This window comes from Pseudomyxococcus flavus, assembly GCF_050038885.1.
GTDB classification, from domain to species: Bacteria; Myxococcota; Myxococcia; order Myxococcales; family Myxococcaceae; genus Myxococcus; species Myxococcus flavus.
The window spans coordinates 6,663,029-6,684,291 of the sequence record NZ_CP143624.1 but is presented as its reverse complement, the minus strand read 5'-3'; the positions used below and the strand labels follow the sequence as shown (position 1 = coordinate 6,684,291).

General features: G+C 69.9%; 17 protein-coding genes. 6 read left to right on the top strand and 11 right to left on the bottom strand.

The window, feature by feature from the left end; genetic code table 11:
- Positions 1-44 precede the first annotated feature (44 nt).
- From VZL07_RS28090 to cysS, 5 genes are all read right to left on the bottom strand, one after another.
- Positions 45-563: a DUF507 family protein gene (locus VZL07_RS28090; RefSeq protein WP_013939209.1), complete on the bottom strand. Its 519-nt coding sequence runs from the start codon at positions 561-563 to the stop codon at positions 45-47.
- A 136-nt stretch (positions 564-699) separates the two neighbouring features.
- The gene (gene uvrC, locus VZL07_RS28085) at positions 700-2,640 is read right to left on the bottom strand and encodes an excinuclease ABC subunit UvrC (RefSeq protein ID WP_426750884.1); all 1,941 of its coding nucleotides are present in this window, start codon (positions 2,638-2,640) and stop codon (positions 700-702) included.
- A gap of 20 nt (positions 2,641-2,660) precedes the next feature.
- A complete protein-coding gene (gene uvrB, locus VZL07_RS28080) occupies positions 2,661-4,778 on the bottom strand; it encodes an excinuclease ABC subunit UvrB (protein WP_426750883.1) in 2,118 nt (705 codons plus the stop codon).
- 54 nt (positions 4,779-4,832) lie between these two features.
- The gene (locus tag VZL07_RS28075) at positions 4,833-6,512 is read right to left on the bottom strand and encodes a M28 family metallopeptidase (protein WP_426750882.1); all 1,680 of its coding nucleotides are present in this window, start codon (positions 6,510-6,512) and stop codon (positions 4,833-4,835) included.
- Positions 6,513-6,559: 47 nt separating this feature from the next.
- Positions 6,560-8,053 (bottom strand): cysteine--tRNA ligase, encoded by a 1,494-nt coding sequence (gene cysS, locus VZL07_RS28070; RefSeq protein WP_426750881.1) that lies wholly within the window; start codon positions 8,051-8,053, stop codon positions 6,560-6,562.
- A 98-nt stretch (positions 8,054-8,151) separates the two neighbouring features.
- Here cysS and VZL07_RS28065 point away from each other — a divergent pair, with 98 nt between their 5' ends.
- Complete coding sequence (locus VZL07_RS28065; RefSeq protein ID WP_426750880.1) at positions 8,152-10,023, top strand: FHA domain-containing protein; 1,872 nt, start codon at positions 8,152-8,154, stop codon at positions 10,021-10,023.
- Here VZL07_RS28065 and VZL07_RS28060 read toward each other — a convergent pair.
- The gene (locus tag VZL07_RS28060) at positions 10,001-10,648 is read right to left on the bottom strand and encodes a hypothetical protein (protein WP_426750879.1); all 648 of its coding nucleotides are present in this window, start codon (positions 10,646-10,648) and stop codon (positions 10,001-10,003) included. The genes VZL07_RS28065 and VZL07_RS28060 overlap by 23 nt on opposite strands.
- A gap of 91 nt (positions 10,649-10,739) precedes the next feature.
- Positions 10,740-11,234 (bottom strand): CarD family transcriptional regulator, encoded by a 495-nt coding sequence (locus tag VZL07_RS28055; protein WP_013939202.1) that lies wholly within the window; start codon positions 11,232-11,234, stop codon positions 10,740-10,742.
- Between the two features lie 183 nt (positions 11,235-11,417).
- Between VZL07_RS28055 and VZL07_RS28050 the strand changes: the two genes are divergently transcribed.
- Positions 11,418-13,889: a DNA internalization-related competence protein ComEC/Rec2 gene (locus VZL07_RS28050; protein WP_426750878.1), complete on the top strand. Its 2,472-nt coding sequence runs from the start codon at positions 11,418-11,420 to the stop codon at positions 13,887-13,889.
- On the top strand, positions 13,886-14,140 hold the full coding sequence (locus VZL07_RS28045; RefSeq protein ID WP_426750877.1) for a hypothetical protein: 255 nt from the start codon (positions 13,886-13,888) through the stop codon (positions 14,138-14,140). The genes VZL07_RS28050 and VZL07_RS28045 overlap by 4 nt, the downstream gene beginning before the upstream one ends.
- 12 nt (positions 14,141-14,152) lie before the next feature.
- On the opposite strand, the gene VZL07_RS28040 is transcribed toward VZL07_RS28045, so the two are convergent.
- Positions 14,153-15,355, bottom strand: coding sequence for a carbohydrate-binding family 9-like protein (locus VZL07_RS28040; RefSeq protein ID WP_426750875.1), 1,203 nt, complete (start codon positions 15,353-15,355; stop codon positions 14,153-14,155).
- A gap of 168 nt (positions 15,356-15,523) precedes the next feature.
- On the opposite strand from VZL07_RS28040, the gene VZL07_RS28035 reads away from it, so the two are divergent.
- The 3 genes from VZL07_RS28035 to VZL07_RS28025 all read left to right on the top strand — a co-directional run bounded on the left by VZL07_RS28035 (position 15,524) and on the right by VZL07_RS28025 (position 18,009).
- Entirely contained in the window at positions 15,524-16,147 is a 624-nt protein-coding gene (locus VZL07_RS28035) for a hypothetical protein (protein WP_426750874.1), read from the top strand.
- A 104-nt stretch (positions 16,148-16,251) separates the two neighbouring features.
- On the top strand, positions 16,252-17,022 hold the full coding sequence (locus tag VZL07_RS28030) for a YqjF family protein (RefSeq protein ID WP_426750872.1): 771 nt from the start codon (positions 16,252-16,254) through the stop codon (positions 17,020-17,022).
- Positions 17,023-17,145: 123 nt separating this feature from the next.
- Positions 17,146-18,009 (top strand): FHA domain-containing protein, encoded by an 864-nt coding sequence (locus VZL07_RS28025; protein WP_426750870.1) that lies wholly within the window; start codon positions 17,146-17,148, stop codon positions 18,007-18,009.
- Positions 18,010-18,026: 17 nt separating this feature from the next.
- Here VZL07_RS28025 and VZL07_RS28020 read toward each other — a convergent pair whose 3' ends face one another.
- From VZL07_RS28020 to VZL07_RS28010, 3 genes are all read right to left on the bottom strand, one after another.
- Positions 18,027-18,461: a PH domain-containing protein gene (locus VZL07_RS28020; protein ID WP_426750868.1), complete on the bottom strand. Its 435-nt coding sequence runs from the start codon at positions 18,459-18,461 to the stop codon at positions 18,027-18,029.
- A 62-nt stretch (positions 18,462-18,523) separates the two neighbouring features.
- Positions 18,524-19,861, bottom strand: coding sequence for a tetratricopeptide repeat protein (locus VZL07_RS28015; RefSeq protein WP_426750866.1), 1,338 nt, complete (start codon positions 19,859-19,861; stop codon positions 18,524-18,526).
- An 84-nt stretch (positions 19,862-19,945) separates the two neighbouring features.
- Positions 19,946-21,256 carry an adenylosuccinate synthase gene (locus VZL07_RS28010; RefSeq protein ID WP_426750864.1) on the bottom strand — a complete coding sequence of 437 codons (1,311 nt, stop codon included), beginning with the start codon at positions 21,254-21,256 and terminating at the stop codon, positions 19,946-19,948.
- Between the last annotated feature and the right edge of the window lie 7 nt (positions 21,257-21,263).

Genomic DNA, 21,263 nt, shown 5'->3' with positions numbered 1-21,263 from the left:
AGGTAGGCAGCGGAGCGGGGAGCGGCATGCCCCACCCCTGAGAACTAGATGAGGCCGCGAGCCCGGCGAATCTGCTCGACCGTCTTGTTGTACTCGATGTCGAAGGCGCTGGTGCCCTCCTGCAGGTGCTTCAGGCGGGAGCGGGCCTCCTTGTCGATTTCGTCGTCCACGTCCAGGTGGCGCTTCATGACGGCGAAGATCTTCTGACGCAGCCCGTTATCCGCCGAATACACCTCTTCGACGTTGCGGCTGATGAGCAGGAACTCAATCATCTGGTTGATGACGTATTCGATGCCCTCGTCGCCCATCTTGAAGCCGCGGACGTCCGCCATCTCGCGCTTCACCTGGTTGAACTTGGAGTAGTCATAGCCGCGACGCTCCAGCGCCTCACGCGTCGCCTGGTTCACACGCTCCTCGTTCGCGAGGTACTCACGCATGATGGCCGACAGGTCCATCTCGGCGTCCGCCACGCGCATCGGCTCCACCTCGATGTCCCCGTCCTGCATGAGCTGCTGAATGGCCTCGCGCGAGATGATCGGGATCACCTTCGGATACAGCCTCATGTCGGTCCCTCGCCCTCTGTAAAACGTGCTCGGAATCGTCAACCGCTATAGTTCAGCGCCGAGCCCAGTCGCAATGAAAAACCCCAGGAACGTCGCGCTTCCAGCGCACTCCCAGCAGGTCTGCAGCGGAAATTAATCACGCGGCCCCGGGTGGCAGCCCTCCCTGCGTTTTTTCGTTCACAGGTTCGCTCGCATCGTCCAGGGAGGCCTCGCGTACGGGGTCCTCCGCATCCTCTTCCGGGTGGCCGTGAAGGCCCGCATGGACGCGCTCCGCCATGGCCGGTCCCACCACCTCGGCGAGCTCCTCGATGGAGGCCTCCCCCACCCGCTTGAGAGACCCGAAGTGCCGCAACAGTTGCTTGCGCCGCGTCTCACCCACGCCGGGAATGTCCTCCAGCGCCGAGCGGACCCGGCTCTTGCGCAGCACCTGCTTCTGGAAGGTGATGGCGAAGCGGTGGGCCTCGTCCCGCATTCGGGTGAGCATGAACATCTCCGCCGAGTTCTGGGTCAGGACGATGGGGTCCTTGCGCCCCACCACGAAGACACGCTCGGGGCTCCGCGCGCTCTCCGCGTCACGGTCGAACACCTCCAGGTCGCGGCTCTTGGCCAGACCCACCACGTCCACCGTCTCCACGCCCGCGTCCTTCATCGCCGCGTGCGCGCTGGCGAGCTGCCCCTTGCCACCGTCGATGACGAGCAGGTCTGGCAGGTCGTTGTCCTCCAGGCCCCGCTTGAGGCGCCGCGAGATGACCTCGTACATGCTGGCGAAGTCGTCCTGCTTCTCCAGTGTCTTGATCTTGTACTTCCGGTAGCGCGACTTGTCCGCCTCCCCGTCCGTCACCGCCACCTGCGAGGCAACGATGGCCGAGCCCTGGAAGTGCGAGATGTCGAAGCACTCCATGCGGCGCGGGAAGTTGCGCAGCCCCAGCCGCTGCTGGAGCCGGGACAGCACGGTGTCCGTCTCGTCCTTCGTGCGGCGGCGCTCCACGAAGGCCTGCTCGGCGTTCTTCGCCGCCATCTTCACCAGGTCGTGCTTCTCGCCGCGCTTGGGCACCATCACCCGCACGCGTTCGCCCTTGCGCTCCGTGAGCAGGGCCTCCAGGCCACCGGTGCCGTCCTCGAGCTCCAGCGGCAGCAGCACCTCCTCCGGCACGAAGCTGCCCTGGTCGTAGTAGAGGTTCACGAACGAGGCGAGCAGCTCCTCGTCGGGAAACTCCTGGCTTCCGAAGGGAAAGGCCTGTCCGCCGTTGAGGCGGCCCTGCCGCACCCAGAGGACGTAGAACAGGATGCGGTCGCCCTCGCGGTGGAAGGCGAAGACGTCCTGGTCCTTGAAGTCGGTGGTGGCGACCTTCTGGCGCTCCAGGCTGCGCTCGATGGCGCTCAGCTGGTCTCTCAGCCGCGCGGCCTCCTCGAACTTCAGCTCCTGCGCGGCGCGCTTCATGCGCAGGCGCAGGCCTTCCACCAGCTCGCCGGCCTTGCCCTCCAGGAACAGCACCACCTCGTCCACGCTGCGGCGGTAGTCCTCCTGGGGCACCGGGTACACGCAGGGCGCGGGGCAGCGGCCAATCTGGTGCAGCAGACAGGGCCGCTTGCGGTTGGCCAGCACGTGGTCGGTGCAGGTCCGCAGGTGGAAGAAGCGGTTGACGACCCGCAGTGTCTCGCGAATGGCGCCCGCGCTGGAGTACGGCCCGAAGTAGCGCGCGCCGTCCCGCTCGTACTTGCGCACCACCTCCAGGCGCGGGTACGGCTGCGTCCGGTCCAGACGCAACGAGATGAACTGCTTGTCGTCCTTGAGCAGGACGTTGAAGCGCGGCCGGTGCTTCTTGATGAGCTCGTTCTCGAGGAGCAGCGCCTCCTTCTCGTTGCTGACGAGCACCGTCTCCAGGTCGCCGAGGAGCTGGTCCAGCAGCGACACGAAGACGCGCGTGTCCCCCGTGCGGGTGAAGTACGAGCGCACGCGGTTGCGCAGGTTGATGGCCTTGCCCACGTAGATGACGTGCCCGCGGCGGTCCTTCATCAGGTACACGCCGGGCTCGGTGGGCAGTGCGTCCAGCTTCTCCTGAAGCTTCGCGTCCATGACGGCCCCCTCCTCCCCCGCTACCGGCGGGCCCGGGCCCGGGAGGTCCGGCCTCCGCCACCACCCCGGCCCCGGCCCTTCTTCGCGGGCTCCGCCTCCGCGGCCTTCGGCGGCGCCTTCAGCAGCGAGCGCGACGCCGGCTTGAGCCCCATGTCCATGTCCTTCAGGAGCTGCACGCGGTCGCGGTACTCGGCGGCCTTCTCGAACTGCATCTCGTCCGCGGCGGCGAGCATGTCCTTGGTGAATTCCTCGATGAGCCGCTTGATTTCCTTCGGCTGGAGGACGTCGTCCTCGCCTTCTGCCGCCATGGGCAGCGCGGCGACGTCGCCCGCGTCGTAGGCCACGTGCTCGGACAGGTCGGTGATGTGGCTCTTCACCGAGCGCGGGGTGATGCCGTGTTCCTTGTTGTAGGCGCGCTGGATGTCGCGGCGGCGCGTCGTCTCGTCCAGGGCCTTCTTCATGGAGTCGGTGACGTTGTCCGCGTACATGATGACGCGGCCGTTCACGTTGCGGGCCGCTCGGCCAATCGTCTGGATGAGGGAGACGTGGCTGCGCAGGAAGCCCTCCTTGTCCGCGTCGAGGATGGCCACCAGCGACACCTCGGGGATGTCCAGGCCCTCGCGCAGCAGGTTGATGCCCACCAGCACGTCGAACTCGCCCTTGCGCAAGTCGCGGATGATGGCGGTGCGCTCGATCGCGTCGATGTCCGAGTGCAGGTAGCGCACGCGCACGCCCACGTCGGCGAAGTACTCCGTGAGGTCCTCGGCCATGCGCTTGGTGAGCGTCGTCACCAGGACGCGCTCGTTGCGGGCGACGCGCTGGCGCACCTCCTCCAGCAAGTCATCCACCTGGTTGCCCACGGGGCGAATCTCCACCTCAGGGTCCGTCAGGCCCGTGGGGCGGATGATCTGCTCCACCACCACGCCCTGCGACTTCTGCAGCTCGTACTCGGCCGGCGTCGCGGAGACGAAGATGGCCTGGGGCACCAGCTCCTCGAACTCACCGAACTTGAGCGGGCGGTTGTCCAGCGCGCTCGGCAGGCGGAAGCCGAAGCTGACCAGCGTCTCCTTGCGCGCGCGGTCGCCGCGGTACATGGCGCCAATCTGCGGCACCGTCTGGTGGCTCTCGTCGAGCATCACCAGCAGGTTGCGCGGGAAGTAGTCGATGAGGCACGGCGGTGGCTCGCCGGCGGCGCGCCCCGAGAAGTGCCGCGAGTAGTTCTCGATGCCGCTGCAGTAGCCAACCTGTTCAATCATCTCGAGGTCGAACATGGCGCGCTGCTCCAGCCGCTGCGCCTCCAGCAGCTTGCCCTCGCGCTTGAAGATCTGGAGCTGCTCGGCCAGCTCGTCGCGGATGGTCTGGATGGCTCGGCGGCGCACGTCCTCCTCGGCCACGTAGTGGCTGGCGGGGAAGATGACGATCTTGTCCAGCGCGCCCAGCGTCACGCCACGCAGCGGGTCGAACTCGGTGACGCGCTCCACCTCGTCGCCGAAGAAGCTGACGCGCACGGCGCGCTCCTCCTCGTAGGCGGGGAACACCTCGACGGTGTCGCCGCGCGCGCGGAAGGTGCCGCGGTGGAAGTCCAGATCGTTGCGCTTGTACTGGGCCTCCACCAGCTTGCGCATGAACGTGTCGCGGCCCATCTCCTCGCCCACCACCGCGCGAACCGCCAGGTCCACGTAGCTGCGGGCCGCGCCGAGGCCGTAGATACAGGAGACGCTGGCGACGATGATGACGTCGTCGCGCGTGCGCAGCGAATGGGTGGCCGAATGGCGCATCCGCTCGATGTTGTCGTTGATGGACGAGTCCTTCTCGATGAAGGTGTCCGTCGACGGGACGTAGGCCTCGGGCTGGTAGTAGTCGTAGTACGAGACGAAGTACTCGACGGCGTTGTGCGGGAAGAGCGCCTTGAACTCGCCGTAGAGCTGCGCGGCCAGCGTCTTGTTGTGGGCCATCACCAGCGTGGGCCGCTTCACGTTGGCGATGACGTTCGCCATGGTGAACGTCTTGCCCGACCCGGTGACACCCAGGAGGGTCTGATAGCGGTCGCCCCGCAGGACGCCCTGCGTGAGTTCGTCAATGGCCCTCGGCTGGTCGCCCTCGGGCTTGTGGTCGCTGACGAGTTGGAAGTCCGGCATACCCGCGAGATCTAACACCGTGCGGATGGGAAGGCCGGATGTTCGTGGCCTTGACTACCGCGAAGTGTCCAGCCGCTTCAGCGCTTCCAGGGATTGCAGGCGGGCGGCCTCGAACTCGTCTCCCTTGTTCCAGCGCGGCATCTGCGGGCTGCGGGCCACGTGGGCCCCCAGCAGGAAGAACAGGCGCGCGTCTTCCACCGCGCCGGAAAAGTCCCAGTCCGGGCGAAGCTCGTCCGAGGGCTGGTGGTAGTGCTTCGACTCCCACACCTCGCGCTGCTGCCTGCCCCAGCCCTCCGGCCGGCCGATGAAGTCCATCCCACTGCCGAAGTAGGCGGCGGGAATCCCCCGCTTGGCGAAGCTGAACTGGTCCGAGCGGTAGAAGAAGCCCCGGTCGGACAGCTGGTCCGCCTTCACCACCCGGCCCTGAGCCTTCGCCAGGGCGACGAGCGTGGCATCCAGGTTGGACTTGCCCAGGCCGATGGCGGTGATGTCGCGCGTGCGGCCGTGGATGTTGGCGCCATCGATGTTGATGTTCGCGGCCACGCGGCCGTGGGGCACCGGCGGGTGCTCGGCCAGGTACTGGGAGCCCAGCAGTCCCTGCTCCTCCGCGGCCACGGCGGCGAAGAGGATGGAGCGGCGCGGCGCCTGGGGCAGCGCCCGGAACGCCCGCGCGACGGCGAGCATGGCGGACACGCCGGACGCGTTGTCGAGCGCGCCGTTGTAGATGGTGTCCTCGCCCGGCGCGCCGCCCTCCTTCCGGCCGAGGTGGTCATGGTGCGCGGTGTAGAGCACCACCTCCTGGGACAGCTTGGGGTCACTGCCGGGCAGCAGCGCCAGCACGTTGGCCGTGGGGCTGCGGCGCACCGAGTTGACGAGCCTCGAAGACACCGTCACGCCAAGTGGCACGGGCTGGAAGTCGCGCCGCTGCGCGGTGGCCCGGAGCGCGTCCAGGTCCTTGCCCGCGAGCTGCAGCACCCGGCGCGTCGCCGCCTCGGTCGTCCACCCCTTCACCTGGAGGCGAGGCCCCTCGGCGGCGGGTAGCTCGAACTGCTCGCCCGTCCACGACGTCTGCACCACCTGCCATGGATAGCCCGCGCTCGGCGTGGTGTGGAGGATGATGGCGCCGGCCGCCCCCATCTTCGCCGCCTGCTCGTACTTGTAATCCCAGCGGCCGTACCAGAGGCGCGTCCGGCCCGCGAAGAGCGCCGGGTCGTCCTCCGGGTCGCTGTTGAGGATGAGCAGCGTCTTGCCGCGCACGTCCATCCCCTTGAAGTCGTCCCACTGGTACTCGGGCGCCTGGATACCGTAGCCCACGAAGACGAGCTCGGAGTCCTCCAGCTTCGCCTCGGGCGACTGCACGCCGGACACGGCGATGAAGTCCTCCTGGAACTTCAGGTCCACCGTGCCCTGGGGCGCGCGGAACGTCAGGTGCTTCGGGCTACTGGTGACGCCCACCAGGTCGAAGGGCTGCAGGTACGAGCCGTCCGTGCCCATGGGCTTCAGCCCGAGCGCCTCGAACTGCGAGGCGATGTACGCCTGCGCGAGCGCGTCCCCCCGCGTGCCGGGCCCGCGTCCCTCCAGCAGGTCATGCGCGAGGAAACGCACGTGGGCACGCAGCACGTCCGGAACGATGGCGCCAGACGCGGACTTCTCCGCGGGCGTCGTCAGCGGCACGCGCTGCGCGAGCGACGGAGCGGAGCAGAGGACGAGGAGCAGGGGCAGCGAGCGCATCATGGTGCCCCGAGCCCTAACACGAAGCCCGGGACACCCGAAGCCCTGCCTCACCCCTGCGCGGGCGCCACCTTCCACGTCGTGCCGGCGGGCGTGTCCATGATTTCCACGCCCTTCTGCTTCAGCTCGCTTCGCACCCGGTCCGCGGCGGCGAAGTCCTTCGCGGCGCGCGCGGCGGTGCGCTCGCTCAGCAGGCGCTCCACGTCCGCCACGTCGATGCCGCGCTCGCGCACGGCACGCTCCCGGCGGCGCAACAGCCACGCGGCCGGCGCGTCCTCGAAGAGCCCCAGGACGCCCGATACGCGGCGCACGTCCTCGCGCAGCGCCTGGAGCGTGCGGCCCATCAGCGCCTTGTCCTTCACCGGCGGCTTGTCGGTCAGCTCGTTCATCATCCCGAAGAGCCCCGACAACGCGCCCAGGCCGCCCGCGGTGTTGAAGTCGTCGTCCATGGCGGACTCGAACTCGGCGAAGAAGCGGTGTGGCTCGCCGTGCAGCGGCCCCTTGCCGAAGTCCTTGCCCGCCACGCGCTCGTCCACCTTGCGGAGCGTCTCGTAGAAGTACTCCATGCGCGCCTCCGCGTCCGACAGGGCCTTGTCGGAGAACGACAGCGGGTGGCGGTAGTGCGTGGAGAGGAAGAAGAAGCGCAGCGCCTCCGGGTCCACCTTGGTCAGCGCGTCGCGCAGGCGCACCACGTTGCCCAGCGACTTGGACATCTTCGCGCCTTCCAGGTCCAGGAAGCCGCAGTGCATCCAGTACCGGGCGAAGGTCACCCCGTTGGCCGACTCGCTCTGCGCGATTTCGTTCTCGTGGTGGGGAAAGATGAGGTCCAGCGCGCCGCCGTGGATGTCGAACGTCTCACCCAGGTACTTCGCGCTCATGGCGGAGCACTCGATGTGCCAGCCCGGCCGGCCCGGTCCCCAGGGGCTGTCCCAGGCGGGCTCGCCCGGCTTGGCGGCCTTCCACAGCGCGAAGTCGAGCGGCTCGCGCTTCTGCTCGCCCGGCTGCACGCGCTCCCCCACGCACAAGTCATCCAGGTTGCGCTTGGACAGCTTCGCGTAGTCCGGGTCGCTGCTCACCGAGAAGTACACGTCTCCCTGCGACGCGTACGCGTGCCCCTTGTCCACCAGCTTCTGGATGATGGCGATGATTTCCGGCAGGTGGTCGCTCACGCGCGGCGACACGTCCGGCTCCTGCAGGTGCAGCGCCCGGGCATCCTCCCGGAAGATCTCCACGAACCGCGCCGCCAGCGCCACGGGGGCCTCCCCTGTCTCCGCGGCGGCCTTGATGATCTTGTCGTCCACGTCCGTGAAGTTGCGGACGTAACGCACCTTCAGCCCCCGGTGACGAAGGTAGCGGACTACCACGTCGAAGGAGGTGAAGGTGCGCGCGTTCCCGATATGAATGTAGCTGTAGACGGTAGGACCACAGACGTAGACCCCCACCTCGCCCGGGACAGCGGGCTGCAGCAGCTCCTTCTGCATGGTCATGGTGTTGAAGAGCCGGATGGCGGGCGGGGTCACGTGCGGCAATCCTCTTGGGTCCATAGGCGTGGGTGTATCCCTCACTCTAGAGTCTCGGGTCCCGGACAGGCCAGTATTCGCGAGGGGTTCGTCGCCGCCCCCAATCTGGGAGAATGGCCATCATGGCTCCACCGAACTCCAAGCGGCCTCCTCGGCCGCCCCGCCCGCCCGGTACGCAGGCGCCCCAGGATTCCGACGTGGAGCTCCCCTTCGACGATGACGAGGTGGACCCGCTCCAGGCAGACGACCCGCGGCCGCAGCGCGTTCCCCAATATCCCGCCGGCTCGCGAAGGAACCGGCGTCAGGGTCCGGGCGTGCGCGCCAACAGCGACCGGGAGCTCGCCTCCCGCTTCGACACCGCGCACGAATACTCGGACCCGGGCTACGCGCCCGCCTTCCTGTACGTCGAGCGAGGGCCCGGCGCCGGACAGCTCGTCCCCGTGAAGCAGGGCGCGCTGGTGATTGGGCGCTCGTCCTCGTCGGATCTGCGGTTGCAGCACCCGTCCATCAGCCGGCGCCATGCGCACCTGACCCGCCGGGGTGAGCGCTTCTTCCTCAAGGACCTGAGCAGCCAGAACGGCACCTTCCTCAACCGCCACCGCATCGCCTCCGAAGTCGAGCTGCTGCCGGGGGATGAGATTTCCCTCGGCAACGCCCTGCTGCGCCTGCGTGGCCATGGCACGCCCGCTCATGGCATCCCCCAGGTGGCGACGCCCGAAGCGGCGCCCCCGCGCAAGGCCCTGAGCTCCCTGGGGGTGGCCCTGGGCGCCGCGGCGCTGGGTTCTGGGGTGGCGGCACTCATCGCTCTGCTCTCCATGCGTCTGGCGGGTGGCGCGGAGGATTCGGTGTCGCCACCGCTGGCCGCGTCGCAGCAGTCCGCCTCTGCGCCGGCTGCACCTGGTGACGGCTCGGCGTCGGGCACCATCGGTGAGGCACTCCCGGCCGAGAGGAGTGGTGACGGCTCGGCGGCCATGGTCGCGAAGGCAGGAGTGGGCTCGGCGGGGTTGGACGCGACGGCAGGGAGCGGCGTGGCAGGTACGGGCGCAATGGCGCGGAACGGCGCGGCGACTACGGACGGCCCGGATGCGCGAGTCGATGTCGGAGTATCGGCCCCGGACTCGGGCGCGAAGACTGGCGCAGCGTCCGCGGCCGCCTCATCGGAGTCGACCACAGGCTCCAGGACGGGAGCTGCCGCCTCCACCGCCGACGCAATGGCGCGGGCATCGCCGGGCGCCCCCGCTGGCACCACCCACGATGCGCATGGTTCGTATCGGGCAGGCGACGTCGCCTCAGGTCGGGCCCCCCAGGAAGCACTGACACCCAAAGCCACTGGCATCAGCGCCTTGAACGTCGCGCGAGGGACGACGAAGCAGGTCCGGCCCGTGCCTCTCACCGCCAGCGATCGCATGGCGATGAACCGGGACGACACGGCCATCCTCCAGCGCCCCGCGCATGACCAGGACGCCACCGCGCCTGGAGCCCGAAACATCGCGGCCAGCAGTACCAGGACCGGCCACCCGACGCGCACGGCCTCGAGCTCACGCGCATCCTCGGCGGGCGGCGCCCACGCCGACGTGGGTGCGTCCGACGCGGAAGCCGACGTGCTGCGCCACTACGAAGCCGGGAACGTCGCGGCGGCGCGCAACCTGGCCCAGTCGGCGAACCTCGGCGCGCTACACGAACAACTCGTCCAGTTCGCGACCGCCGAAGCAGCAGCACGCAAGGCCCTGGCGAAGCGCGACATCCCCGAGGCCATCACCCAGCTGACGCTCGCGCTGTCCGTCGATGACGCGCTGGCGCACGGCTGGAGCAAGCACGGCCCGCCGCTGCGCAAGCAGCTGTCCCGCCTGCACCTCCAGGTCGGCGTCGAGCACGCCGCCGCGGGTCGCCCCACCGAAGCACGCGCCGCGTTCGAGCAGGCCCTCAAGCACGACACCGGGAACCGCGAGGCACGCGAGCACCTCGCCCGGCTCAACGGCGCTTCAGCCCCCTGACGAGCAGCATGGCGTTGAGCACCACGAAGGTGACCAGCGCCAACGACACCAGGAGCAGGCCCCGGTCGGCGCCGGGGCGTTCCCCCTCGACGAGGAGCCACAGCCGGCCCTCGTGGGGCTGGACCTCGCCCATGCGCTCCAGCAAGGCCAGCGCATCCCGGTAGCGGGGCGTGTCCTCCTGTGCCAGCAACCGGCCGCGAACCGCGAAGGGGCGCTGGTCGGGCTGCGGCGGAGGACGCCCCTCCGTCCACTGCTCGCCCGGGAGCGCAGAGCGCCGCACGACGAAGGGCGAGTCGCGCAGCCCCACCAGGACATAGAGCCCTCCGTCCGCGCGCTCATAGGCCCCTCGGACCGTGGGCACGCCATGCACCTGCGCATAGCGATTGGAGACGAGCGCCTCGAACCGGTACGCCCCTTCCGCGCCCAGCGTCAACGGCACGTCCGGGGACAGGAAGTACGACAAATCCCTCCACTGCATCCCCAGCAGCGTCAGGCCCACGGCGATGGCCATGAGCGCGGCCACCGGCCGCACGCCCACGCGGCGGCGCGACAGCCGCGCCTCCAACTCGGCGATACGGCGGTCCCGCTCCTCCTCCGTGGGGGACTTCGGACGCGGCTCACTCATGGGCGGACATGACGTGGCGTGGAAAGACGAAGCCCCGAGCTCCCTGCATGGGAACCCGGGGCGACGAGTCTCGGACAGCAGCCCGGCCCGCTCAGGCCAGGTTGAAGATCTTCTTCAGGTCCGACTCGATCTCTTCCTCGGAGCAGTCCTTGGCCAGCGACAGCTCCTTGATGAGCAGCGAGCGGGCGGTGTCCAGCATCTTCCGCTCGCCGAAGGACAGGTCCTTGTCGCCCTTCAGGAGGTAGAGGTCGCGGAGCACCTCGGCAATTTCGAACACCGAGCCCGTCTTGATCTTCTCCATGTACTCCCGGTAGCGACGGTTCCACGTCGTGGAGTCGACGGAGATGTCCTTCTCCTTGAGGATGGAGTAGACCTGCTTGACGTCCTCCTCGCTGATGATCTCCCGGAGACCGACCGACCCGACCTTGTTGATCGGGATCATGATCCGCATTCCGTTCTCCAGGATGCGCAGCACGTAGAAGGACTGGCGCTGCCCGGCCACCTCGGTGTGTTCGATACCCATCACCTCACCGACGCCCTGGCCCGGGTAAACCGCCTTGTCACCAGTCTTGAAGCTGGTCTGCACTCACTGCCTCCTTGAAAGACTCGCTCCCGGCCTTTCAGCCGGGCACTACTACCACAAACCACATCCGCGGGCAACGATATCGCCTTGACCACCCAGGACGCGCCCGACTACGTTGTCGGTTTCTACACGCGGTGTCGGCAGATGTGTGCACCAGCGTGACGGGCGGCGGGTGGGGGTGGGAAGGTGGAACGTCATGCGTGGCGCGACCTGGGCGCGCGTCCTCTCTTCTTTCCCGCCCTGAGCCTGTCTCTCGGAGCACTCTGCGCCCCGGTAACAAGTGCAACGGGCGGTCCATTTCTCGTTTGTGGGCTTTTACTTGGAGCACTCGGGCTGGCGCTCGCCAGGCTGCCCGGTGCGCATCTCGCCGTGCTGGCGTCGCTCTGGGCGGTGGGCGCGGGGCTCGCCACGTGGGAAACCCGGGTCGACGTGCCGCCAGTGCTGGCGCAAGGCGGGCCCGTCATCGTCGAAGGTGAAACCGAGCGCGTGGAGCGCTTCGACGGCACGACGCGGGTGAGGCTGGCCGTCGCGCGGGCCGGCGTGCCTCCGGGGCCGCTGGAGCCCGTGCGGTTCCGGATGAACCTGTCCTTGCGGGGTGAGCCGCCACCGCTGCTTCCCGGGCAGCGCGTCAGGGCGGAGACGAAGTTGATGCCGGATGCGCCCCCGTCCAATCCCGGCGAGAAGGACTTCGGGGTGACGCGCCGTCGGCAAGGCGTGGCCTTCACCGGCGGCCTGGACGCACGGCGGCTGCTGGTGCTCTCCCCTGCTCCGGCGTGGCGCGTGGCGCTGGAGGGCACGCGCACGCGGCTGGCGGAGGCGGTGCATGCGGTGGCGCCGTCCACGGACGCCGCGGCGCTCTTCCTCACCCTGGCCGCGGGACAGCGCGCGGCGCTGGATGACGCGTGGGAAGACGCCTTCTCCCGCGCGGGGCTGGCGCACGTCCTGAGCGTCAGCGGCCTGCATGTGGCCGCGCTGGCACTGATGACGCTCGCGGTGCTGCGGCGCGTGGTGGTGCGCACGGGCTCGCGCTGGCGGATGCTGGACGCGCGACAGGTGGCGGCCCCCGCGTCCATTCCCTTCGTCTGGGCCTACGTCGTCTTCACCGACAACCAGCCTCCCGCGGTGCGCTCCGCGGTCATGGCCACCGTGGTGCTGCTCGGCCTGGCGCTGTGGCGTCGCGCGGACGGGCTCAATGGGCTCGCGGCGGCGGCCGTGGTGCTGGTGGCGTGGGCGCCTTCCAGCGTGGTCGACCTGTCGCTGCGGCTGTCATTCCTCGCCGTGCTGGGGCTGGTGCTGCTCTCTCCGCCCCTGAGGCAGGCACTTCCCCTGGCGGAGCCCGACCCGTCCGAGCCCCGCCGCGTGCGGCGCTGGTGGGGCCAGGTCAAGGAGACGGTGGCCCAGACGCTGTGCGCGAGCGCCGCGGCGACGCTGTCGGGGCTGCCCATCGTCGCCGCGACCTTTGGACGGGTGAGCCTCGCGGGGCTCGTGTCGAACGTCATCGCCCTGCCCCTCTGCGGGCTGCTCACGGGCCTGGCGGCGGGCGGTGCCGCCCTCTTCGTCGTGGCCCCCGTCCTGGCCACCCCCGTGCTGTGGGCCGGCGCCTGGGCCTCCGAGCTGCTGCTGGCGCTGACGCGCTTCTTCGCCGCGGTGCCCCTGGCTTCGGTGGAGGTGCCATCGCTGGGGCTCCTGTCGGTGTTCTACGCCGCTGGGCTCCTGGCGTGGGCGCTGGGGACGGGGCGCTGGCGGCTGGCCGGGCTGCTGGCTCCCGCCGCCGTCGGCGCCGCGATGCTGGCGCCCGTGCTCACCCCGCAGCCCGGTCTGCGTGTCACCTTCCTCGCGGTGGGCCAGGGCGATTCCGTGGTGGTCAGCTCGCGGGGCGAGCACCTTCTGGTGGATGGCGGGGGCGTCCCGGGTGGCATGGACCCCGGAGAGCGATTCGTCCTGCCGTACCTGAAGCACGCGGGCATCTCCCGGCTGGCCCTGGCCGTGCTGTCCCATCCCCACCCGGACCATGCGCTCGGGCTGGCATCCGCGCTGAAGCAGGTCCCCACCGAGCGGCTATGGCTGCCCGCGGGTGAAGAAGACGGCCCCCTGACACGGCAGGTGGTGGCAGCCGCTGGAGACGCGCGCGTGGAGGAGGTCGAGGCAGGCCATCCGCCCTTGCGCCTGGGCGAGGCCGTGGTGGAAGTCCTCGGCCCACCGGAGCCAGACGCGCGCGAGCTGCTGGAGGGCGCGAACGACCGGAGCGTGGTGCTGCTCGTGCGCCATGGCGACGTCACCGTGCTCCTCACCGGCGACGTGGAAGCGGATGGCGAGGACGCCCTGGCCGAGCGGCTCGGTCCGGTGACGGTGATGAAGGCGCCGCACCATGGCTCGCGCACCTCCTCCACGGAGGCCCTGCTCGCGCGCACGCGCCCCCGGCACGTCGTCTTCTGCGTGGGGCGGCGCAACCGGTACGGGTTTCCCCACACGGAGGTGGAAGCCCGCTATCGCGCCCTGGGGAGCGAGTGCTGGCGCACGGACCGGCACGGCGCCGTCACCGTGGAGAGTGATGGCCGGGACGTCCGCTTGATCCCCTTCCTGCCAGCCGAGCCCACCGTCGCCGAGGCGCCCCCGGTTGCGCGCGCCACCTCCCCATCCTCACCTTCAGGCCGATGATTCCAGAGGACATCGACCTCCAGCAGCTCACCGCCGACCTGAAGAACGCGCTCGGCCCGGGCGAACCCGTGGGGTACCTCCGAGGCAAGTCCGTCATGCGCAACCTGCTCGTGGACCTGCGCGGGTTCTCGGAGCTGGAGGCCGAGGAGCTCATCGACACGATGGAGCTCCGAGGCTTCCTCCGCTTCCTGGGAGACCCCACCGAGCGCTCGATGGCGGAATCCCATTGGGACATCACCCCTCACGCGTGAGCACGGCCGCGCTCACTCGAACACGAGCCAGCCGAAGCGCGGCAGCGCGTGGAAGTCGCCGATGAAGAGGGGCGAGAAGGATTGTCCCTCCACCGTGCGGCGGTCATGGTGCTCCAGCCGGTAGAGGTTGAAGCGCCAGCGGTCACCCGGCCGGGGCGGGCGGTGAGGGACTTCCGCCAGCCGGTCGAAGGGAATCCGCATCTCCACCGACCAGCCCTCGTCGCGGTCCGACGCGTCGTCCAGCGTGCCGCGCACCTTCACCGCGGACGTCATCCCCGAATCCCACGAGCGGTCCATGCCCTGCCGGCGCGCCGGGAAGTATGCGTCGAAGATGACGTTGTGGGGAGACACCTGGAGCTCGTTGTACGTGCGCCCATCCGCGTTGGCGTCGAGGAAGATTTCCACCACCTCCTCCTCGTAGATGGGGTCATCGCGCTTGCGCAGCGTGCCCCACACGTCCGGGTCCTCCAGGTCGAAGGCCACGTAGAGGAACTCGCCGTCGTGGACGAGCCGCGCCTCGGTGCGCAGGCGCGCCGGGCGCCCGTCGAAGCTGCGGCGCAGCACCACCGGCCGGGCCTGCTTCCACGCCGCGTCATCGAGCACCCCGTCGATGGTGGGCGCCTGGCTCACCCGTGGAACGGTGTACTCGGGCAGCTCCGGCGCGGCACCACCCAGCTGTGGCCCCAGCATGCGCTGCGAGCCGTCATGCGCGTCCGCGTCATCCACGGGCAGCCTCGAATCGCCCCGCCAGAAGCCCAGCACCACACGCGCGGGCACGTTGGGCATGGCCACGGTGTGGACGTCCTCGATGACCTTGCCCACCGGCCATGAGGCCAGCGGCGCGGCGCCGCCCTGCACCTCATGGTCCGCGTTGGTCAGCATGCCGCCACTGGCCGGGTCCACCACGTGGACGAAGAAGCTGAAGCCCCGCGGGGGCGGGCGCACCGCCTGGAAGTAGTGGGACAGCCGCACCTGCGCGCCGGGCGCGGCCTTCTCCGGCGACACCTTGGAGCCCAGGTACACCACCGCCCCGCCGGCGAACGTCTTGCCGCTGCGGAAGGTGAGGTCCGCGGGCGCGGCATCCAGCGTGCGCATTTGCGTGGGAGCGGGGATGCGTGGCTCGCGCGGACGCGGACCGGCCTGCTCATCACGGCAGGCGGTGGCAAGGCAGGTGACGGCCAGCAGCGGAGCGATGACGAAGGATGAAAGACGCATCGGGGCCGCGCATCCTAGCGGGCTTCACACCGGATGGGTCCACCACGCGCTGGGCGAGCAGGCGGGCTGGATGGGCGCGCCGCGTCGCGGCCTCGGCAATTGTCATGCCGAGCGGTGACTCCCATCTTCTCGCCTCAAACAGTGGTTCAGGCCCAAAGGGAGGCGCGAATGAAGACTCTACTCAAGGTGGGAGCGGTGGTGGGTGTGCTGGGAGCGGGGAGCGCCATGGCGCAGGAGCGGCTGGAGTCCTCTGCCGACATGCGGGGCCTGACGTTCCTCATCGGCGGCGGTGTCGAGGGCTACACGAGCGCACTGGGCTCCGACATCAACCCCGGCCTCGGCTACGGCGTGACGGTGGCCATCAAGCCCTCGAAGGTGCTGGGCATCGAGCTGGGCTACTCGGGCGCCATCAACAACTTCGACGAGCGCGTGCTGACGGGCTCCACGAGCGGCCCCGACCTGGTGCGTAACGGCGCGCACGCGGTGGCCACCCTGGGCCTGGGCGCCGCGCCCCTCCAGCCCTACGTCCTGGGCGGCGTCGGCCTCAGCCGGTACAACGTGCGCGCCCCGACGCTCGCGTTCTCGGATGACACGGTGGCCAGCGTCCCCGTGGGCGGCGGCCTGCGCCTGCACATGGGCAGCTTCACCGCCGACGCGCGCGTCCAGTACAACTTCCTCATCGACCAGGAGTTCGCGGCGAACGCCCCGCCCGGTGACGTCACCATTGGCGACCGCAACTTCAACAGCGGAGGCAGCTACGCGGGCACCCTGAACATCGGAGCGACCTGGTAGGCCCACCGAGCGCAGCACTCCAACTACTGCGAGGGGTGAGCGAGCGCCACGCGCGCCCGCCACCACGTTGGACATCGGGCAGCGCCGCGCACTACGCGTAGGGCATGCGCCCCTTCCTCACGGCCTCGTGGCGGTATCTCCTGATGCTCAACTACGAGGTGGACCCGGACGTGCTCCGTCCCCTCGTTCCGAGCGGCACGGAGCTGGACACGTGGCAGGGCCGGACCTTCGCCAGCATGGTGGGGTTCCGCTTCCTCGACACCCGCGTTCGGGGGCTGCCGGTTCCTTTCCACCGGAACTTCGACGAGGTGAACCTGCGCTTCTACGTGCGGCACTTCGCCGAGGACGGCTGGCGGCGCGGCGTCGTGTTCGTGAAGGAAATCGTCCCCCGTCTGGCCATCGCCACCGTGGCGCGCGTGCTCTACAACGAGCCGTATGTCGCCCTCCCCATGCGGCACGTCGTGGCCATGGAAGGGGCGGAGGCGGGCGCTGCTGGCCAGCTCGAGTATGCGTGGAAGGCGAACGGGCGGTGGCAGCACCTGTCCGCCACGACGCGCGGCGCACCGCGCCCGAGCGAGCCCGGCTCCGAGGAAGAATTCATCACCGAGCACTACTGGGGCTACACCGCACAGCGCGACGGCGGCTGCGCGGAGTACCGCGTGGAACACCCCCGCTGGTCCGTGTGGCAGGTGGAGCGCTCCCAGCTCGAGGTCGACGTGGCGGGGATGTACGGCGAGCGGTTCGTCCCCTTCCTGCGCGGCAAGCCCAGCTCCGCGTTCGTCGCGGATGGCTCTGCCGTGGCCGTCTTCCCGGGCGCGCGGCTGGGCCCAGACACCCGCACGCCCCCGTCCCCGGAAACCTCGCGCGCGGCCTGAGCCGGTGGGCACCGACGTCCCGCCTCCAGGACGGCCCCGTCCGCCCCGGGACGCTCCCGCGCGGCAAGTCCGCGAAACCCCGGGCCCTCGCAGCGGTCAGGACGTTGCTTCCCTTCGCGGTCCATGCGCTTCGAATTCGAGCACCTGGGCACCACCACCCCTTTCGAGCTCGCCGAGGGCCTCCACCTGCTGGGAGGCGGCCCGGAGGACGACATCCACCTGGAAGGCCTGCCGCCGAAGCTGCTCAGCCTTCGCATCGAAGCGCAGCGGCTGATGGTGGAGGCCGCGCGCACCTTCTCCGTCAACGGCGTGCTCGTCCCCCCAGGCGTGCCACGGTTGGTGTTGCCCGGAGAGGCGCTCGGCCTGCCCGAGGACATGGGGCTGCGGGTGCTCCAGGAGTCCGTCGGCGAGCGCGGCGTGGGCACGGTGGCCCTCCTCAAGGGCCTGCTCACGGGAACAAATGAACCGGGGCTGTCCCGGGCGGCCACCCTCACCTGTCTCACCGGGCTGGACGTGGGGCGCGTCCACGCCCTCGCGGAGCCCACCACGGAGATTGGCCGAGGGCGCGAGGTGGCCCTGCGCCTGAGGGACAGGGCCGTCTCCAGGATGCATGCCCGCGTCCTTCACGGAGAGGATGGCTTCACGCTGGAGGACCTCGGCAGTCCCAACGGCGTCTTCCTCAACGGCCGGCGCGTCGAAGCCCGAGTGCCCCTGGCCGACGGCGACGTCATCGAGCTGGGCCGCTCACTGCTCCGCTTCCAGGCGGCGATGGAGGAACCGGCCCCCCCTGCCCCACCCGCCCCCGAGGAGCCGCCCTCCGCCGAGGCGCCCGCGCCCAGCTCCGTCGAGCCGTCGTCAGACGCGCCCCCGGAGACGACGCCCGAAAGCCCCAAGCGCCGAGGCGAATGGTGGTTGATTGGCCTGGGCACCTTGGCGGCCTCCGCGGGCGTCGCCATCACCTGGCTGCTGGCGACGGGAAGCCCCTGACGCCCCCGAGCGGCGGCTCAGCCCGGTAACGGCCCCAGTCCCGCGCGTTCCACGAGAAGCCGGGCAAGCTGCTGGTGGTGGCGGAAGAAGCTGGTGAAGTGGACCAGCCCCGCTTTGCCCCGGATGGCGTAGACCGTCACGGGCCCCGGCAGCACATCCAGCTTGCGGATGTCCGCGAAGGTGAAGCGCCGCGTCCGCACCATGCCGCGGTAGGTCAGCCCTCGGGCGTCCACCACGATGAGCGTGCGCCCGTAGTACATGAGCGACACGGCGAAGAAGAGGACGAAGAAGCCCGCCGACAGGAACGTCTTGAGCGGGACTTCATCGAAGAAGCGCAGGAGGTACACCAGCACGGCCACCCAGAGCAGTCCTGCTGCGGCCATCACCGCCGCGAGGACCCGTCGGGGCCTGAAGACCTGCCGTCCGTTCGATTCCGCGTCGTGCCCGGTCATTCATGGAAGCTAATGCTTGGGGCTGACACGGTCCACCTGCCCCCAGGCTTCCTGCCTGCCGGTCAACGCAGGCGCGCCGCCTTCTGTCGGGATTCCTCCTGGAGTTGAGGACGGACGTCCGCGGCGGAGGAGGCGGCGTAGCGCTCGTAGAGCTCGCGCGCCTCGAGCGCACGGCCCATCGCGCGGAAAGATTCGGCCAGCCCGTAAAGCGGAGAAGCCGAACCAGGCTCCAGCTCCAGCGCGTACTGGTAGTCCGCCGCGGCCTCCGCGTAACGACGAAGGCCGATGTTCGCGCTGCCGCGCGCGACGTAGGCCACCGCCAACATGGGCTCTTGCTGGATGGCCTGGGTCAGGCTCGAGAGCGCGCCGCTGAAGTCCTTGCTGGCGATGCGCTGCACGCCCTGCTCGTAGGCACGGCGGGCCTGGGCGCGGGTCGTGTCCGCCACGGGTCCCGAGCCGGGTGCCAGCCCCGCGGCCTGGGGGGACGCGCCCTGCTGCACCTGCTTCGCGCGGGCGCGGTCGATGTTCTCCCTGGCGCTCTGGCGGATGGCGGCATCCTGCGTCAGCGTGGAAGCCCGCTCCCACTGGACCACCGCCTGGCCGTAGTAGCCCAGCACCGCCAGGGCATTGCCCAGCTTGAACAGCGCCTCGACATGGCCGGCATCCGCGTGGGACGCATCCAGGAAGGCGAAGGCCGCCTCACGGTAGCGGCGCTCCTTCATCAGCGCGTCGCCGTCACGGATGCGCGAGGCCGCCAGCGCCGGATTGGCTGTCCGGGACTCCGCGGACTCGGTCGACATGGCGGCGGCTGCGACGGCCGGCGAGGCCTCCGCCACGGCGGCAGCGGAGGCCGGGAGGGGCTCGGCGCCCAGGGCCTTCAGGTGCTCGGTCGCCTTGAGGACCCAGACCTGCTCCCCCTTGCGATGCTCGCGGGCGATGTACGCCTGATACGCGGCAATGGCCTTCGGATTCTGGCCGAGCTGCCGGTAGCTCTCCCCCAGCCCGTAGTACCCATCCGCGTCGCCGGGTTCGAGCTGGGTGTAGTGCTCGTAGGCCTGCGCCGCGGTGGCCGCGTCTCCCGCCTTGCGAGCGGCATAGCCCAGGTTGAACCACGCCATCTTGAAGCCAGGGTCGGCCTGGGTGGCCGCTCGGAAGTGCGTGAGCGATTCCTCCACCTGCCCCTTGCGGAAGAGCACGCTGCCCAGGCCGTTGAGGGCGGCGGGGTAGCCGGGCGTCTCGGCCAGGGCCTCGCGGTACGCCGCGGCCGCGTCATCCCAGCGGCCACGCGACAGCGCCGCCTCCCCCCGGAGAAAGGCGGCCCGGGCCGCGTCGGAAGGCTCCGCGGCACCCAACAGCATTGCCGCGGACAGCGCGATGACGAATCTGCGCAAGACGACCATGACGGCTCCCGGGGGTGTCGAACCAGGAGCCGTAGCAGAAAAACCCGGGCCTCGTCAGCGCCCACACGACGGGCGGGTGCCCGTTCAGCTCCGGAACGGGTTCTGGAGCAGCACCGTCTCGCCGCGGTCCGCACCCACGGACACACACACCACGGGGACGCCGCTGACCTCCTCCACCCGCCGCACGTAGCGCTTGGCGTTCTCCGGCAGCTCGTCGAAGGTCCGCACGCCGGCGATCTGCTCGTCCCAGCCCTGGAGCGTCTCGTAGATGGGCTTGACGCGGGCCAGGTCCTCGTAGTCGCCGGGCAGCTCCGTCACCTTCTGGCCGTCCAGCTCGTACGCGGTGCAGATCTGCAGCGTCTTGAGGCCGCTGAGCACGTCCAGCTTGGTGAGCGCCATGCCCCACAGGCCGTTGACGCGGGCGGCGTAGCGCAGCACCACGCCGTCCAGCCAGCCGCAGCGGCGGGGACGGCCCGTGGTGGCACCGAACTCGTCACCCACCTTGCGCAGCTGGTCGCCGGTGGCGTCGTTCAGCTCCGTCGGGAAGGGGCCGCCGCCCACGCGCGTGGTGTAGGCCTTGCTGATGCCCATCACCTTGTCGATGGCCGTGGGCCCCAGGCCCGAGCCCACCGCCGCGTTGCCCGCGACGCAGTTGGAAGACGTCACGAACGGATAGGTGCCGTGGTCCACGTCCAGCAGCGTGCCCTGCGCGCCCTCGAAGAGGATGCGCGCGCCGCGGCGCACCTGGCCGGACAGGTAGAGCGAGGCGTCGTGGACGAAGGGCTTGAGCCGCTCACCCAGGGCGGAGAACTCGGCCAGCACCTGCGGCACCTCCAGCTGGGGCACCGGGGCCCCTGCCTGGGCGCACAGCTCCTTGAGCTCGTCCAGCGCCTGCGGCAGCCGCGCCTCGATGCGCGCGCGCAGCCGCTCCGCGTTGAGCAGGTCCCGCACGCGGATGCCGCGCCGGGCGACCTTGTCCTCGTACGCGGGGCCAATGCCCCGGCCCGTGGTGCCAATGGCGCTGCCACCGCGCGCCTTCTCGCGGAAGCTGTCCAGCAGCTTGTGCCACGGGAAGATGACGTGGGCATTGTCGGAGATGAGGAGCTGCGCGTCGTCCTTGAGGAAGCCGCGCGCCTTCAGCGCGTCAATCTCCCCAACGAGGACGGCGGGGTCCACCACCACTCCGTTGCCAATGACACACGTCTTCCCCGGGTGGAGAATGCCCGAGGGAATCAGGTGCAGGACGGTCTTCTGCCCGCCCACGACAAGGGTATGCCCGGCGTTGTTGCCGCCCTGGAAGCGGACGACCACCTGGGCATGCTCGGTGAGCAGGTCCACGACCTTGCCCTTCCCCTCATCTCCCCACTGCGCTCCGATGACGACGACGTTCGGCATGGTGCTC

What these genes read in the sequence shown, in the direction of transcription:
- VZL07_RS28030 (WP_426750872.1), top strand. Translation starts at nt 16,252, where the DNA reads ATGCGCCCCTTCCTCACGGCCTCGTGGCGGTATCTCCTGATGCTCAAC.
- VZL07_RS28025 (WP_426750870.1), top strand. Translation starts at nt 17,146, where the DNA reads ATGCGCTTCGAATTCGAGCACCTGGGCACCACCACCCCTTTCGAGCTC.
- VZL07_RS28060 (WP_426750879.1), bottom strand. Translation starts at nt 10,648, where the DNA reads ATGAGTGAGCCGCGTCCGAAGTCCCCCACGGAGGAGGAGCGGGACCGC.
- uvrB (WP_426750883.1), bottom strand. Translation starts at nt 4,778, where the DNA reads ATGCCGGACTTCCAACTCGTCAGCGACCACAAGCCCGAGGGCGACCAG.
- VZL07_RS28075 (WP_426750882.1), bottom strand. Translation starts at nt 6,512, where the DNA reads ATGATGCGCTCGCTGCCCCTGCTCCTCGTCCTCTGCTCCGCTCCGTCG.
- VZL07_RS28035 (WP_426750874.1), top strand. Translation starts at nt 15,524, where the DNA reads ATGAAGACTCTACTCAAGGTGGGAGCGGTGGTGGGTGTGCTGGGAGCG.
- VZL07_RS28090 (WP_013939209.1), bottom strand. Translation starts at nt 563, where the DNA reads ATGAGGCTGTATCCGAAGGTGATCCCGATCATCTCGCGCGAGGCCATT.
- VZL07_RS28010 (WP_426750864.1), bottom strand. Translation starts at nt 21,256, where the DNA reads ATGCCGAACGTCGTCGTCATCGGAGCGCAGTGGGGAGATGAGGGGAAG.
- VZL07_RS28020 (WP_426750868.1), bottom strand. Translation starts at nt 18,461, where the DNA reads ATGACCGGGCACGACGCGGAATCGAACGGACGGCAGGTCTTCAGGCCC.
- VZL07_RS28045 (WP_426750877.1), top strand. Translation starts at nt 13,886, where the DNA reads ATGATTCCAGAGGACATCGACCTCCAGCAGCTCACCGCCGACCTGAAG.
- VZL07_RS28065 (WP_426750880.1), top strand. Translation starts at nt 8,152, where the DNA reads ATGGCTCCACCGAACTCCAAGCGGCCTCCTCGGCCGCCCCGCCCGCCC.
- cysS (WP_426750881.1), bottom strand. Translation starts at nt 8,053, where the DNA reads ATGGACCCAAGAGGATTGCCGCACGTGACCCCGCCCGCCATCCGGCTC.
- uvrC (WP_426750884.1), bottom strand. Translation starts at nt 2,640, where the DNA reads ATGGACGCGAAGCTTCAGGAGAAGCTGGACGCACTGCCCACCGAGCCC.
- VZL07_RS28040 (WP_426750875.1), bottom strand. Translation starts at nt 15,355, where the DNA reads ATGCGTCTTTCATCCTTCGTCATCGCTCCGCTGCTGGCCGTCACCTGC.
- VZL07_RS28015 (WP_426750866.1), bottom strand. Translation starts at nt 19,861, where the DNA reads ATGGTCGTCTTGCGCAGATTCGTCATCGCGCTGTCCGCGGCAATGCTG.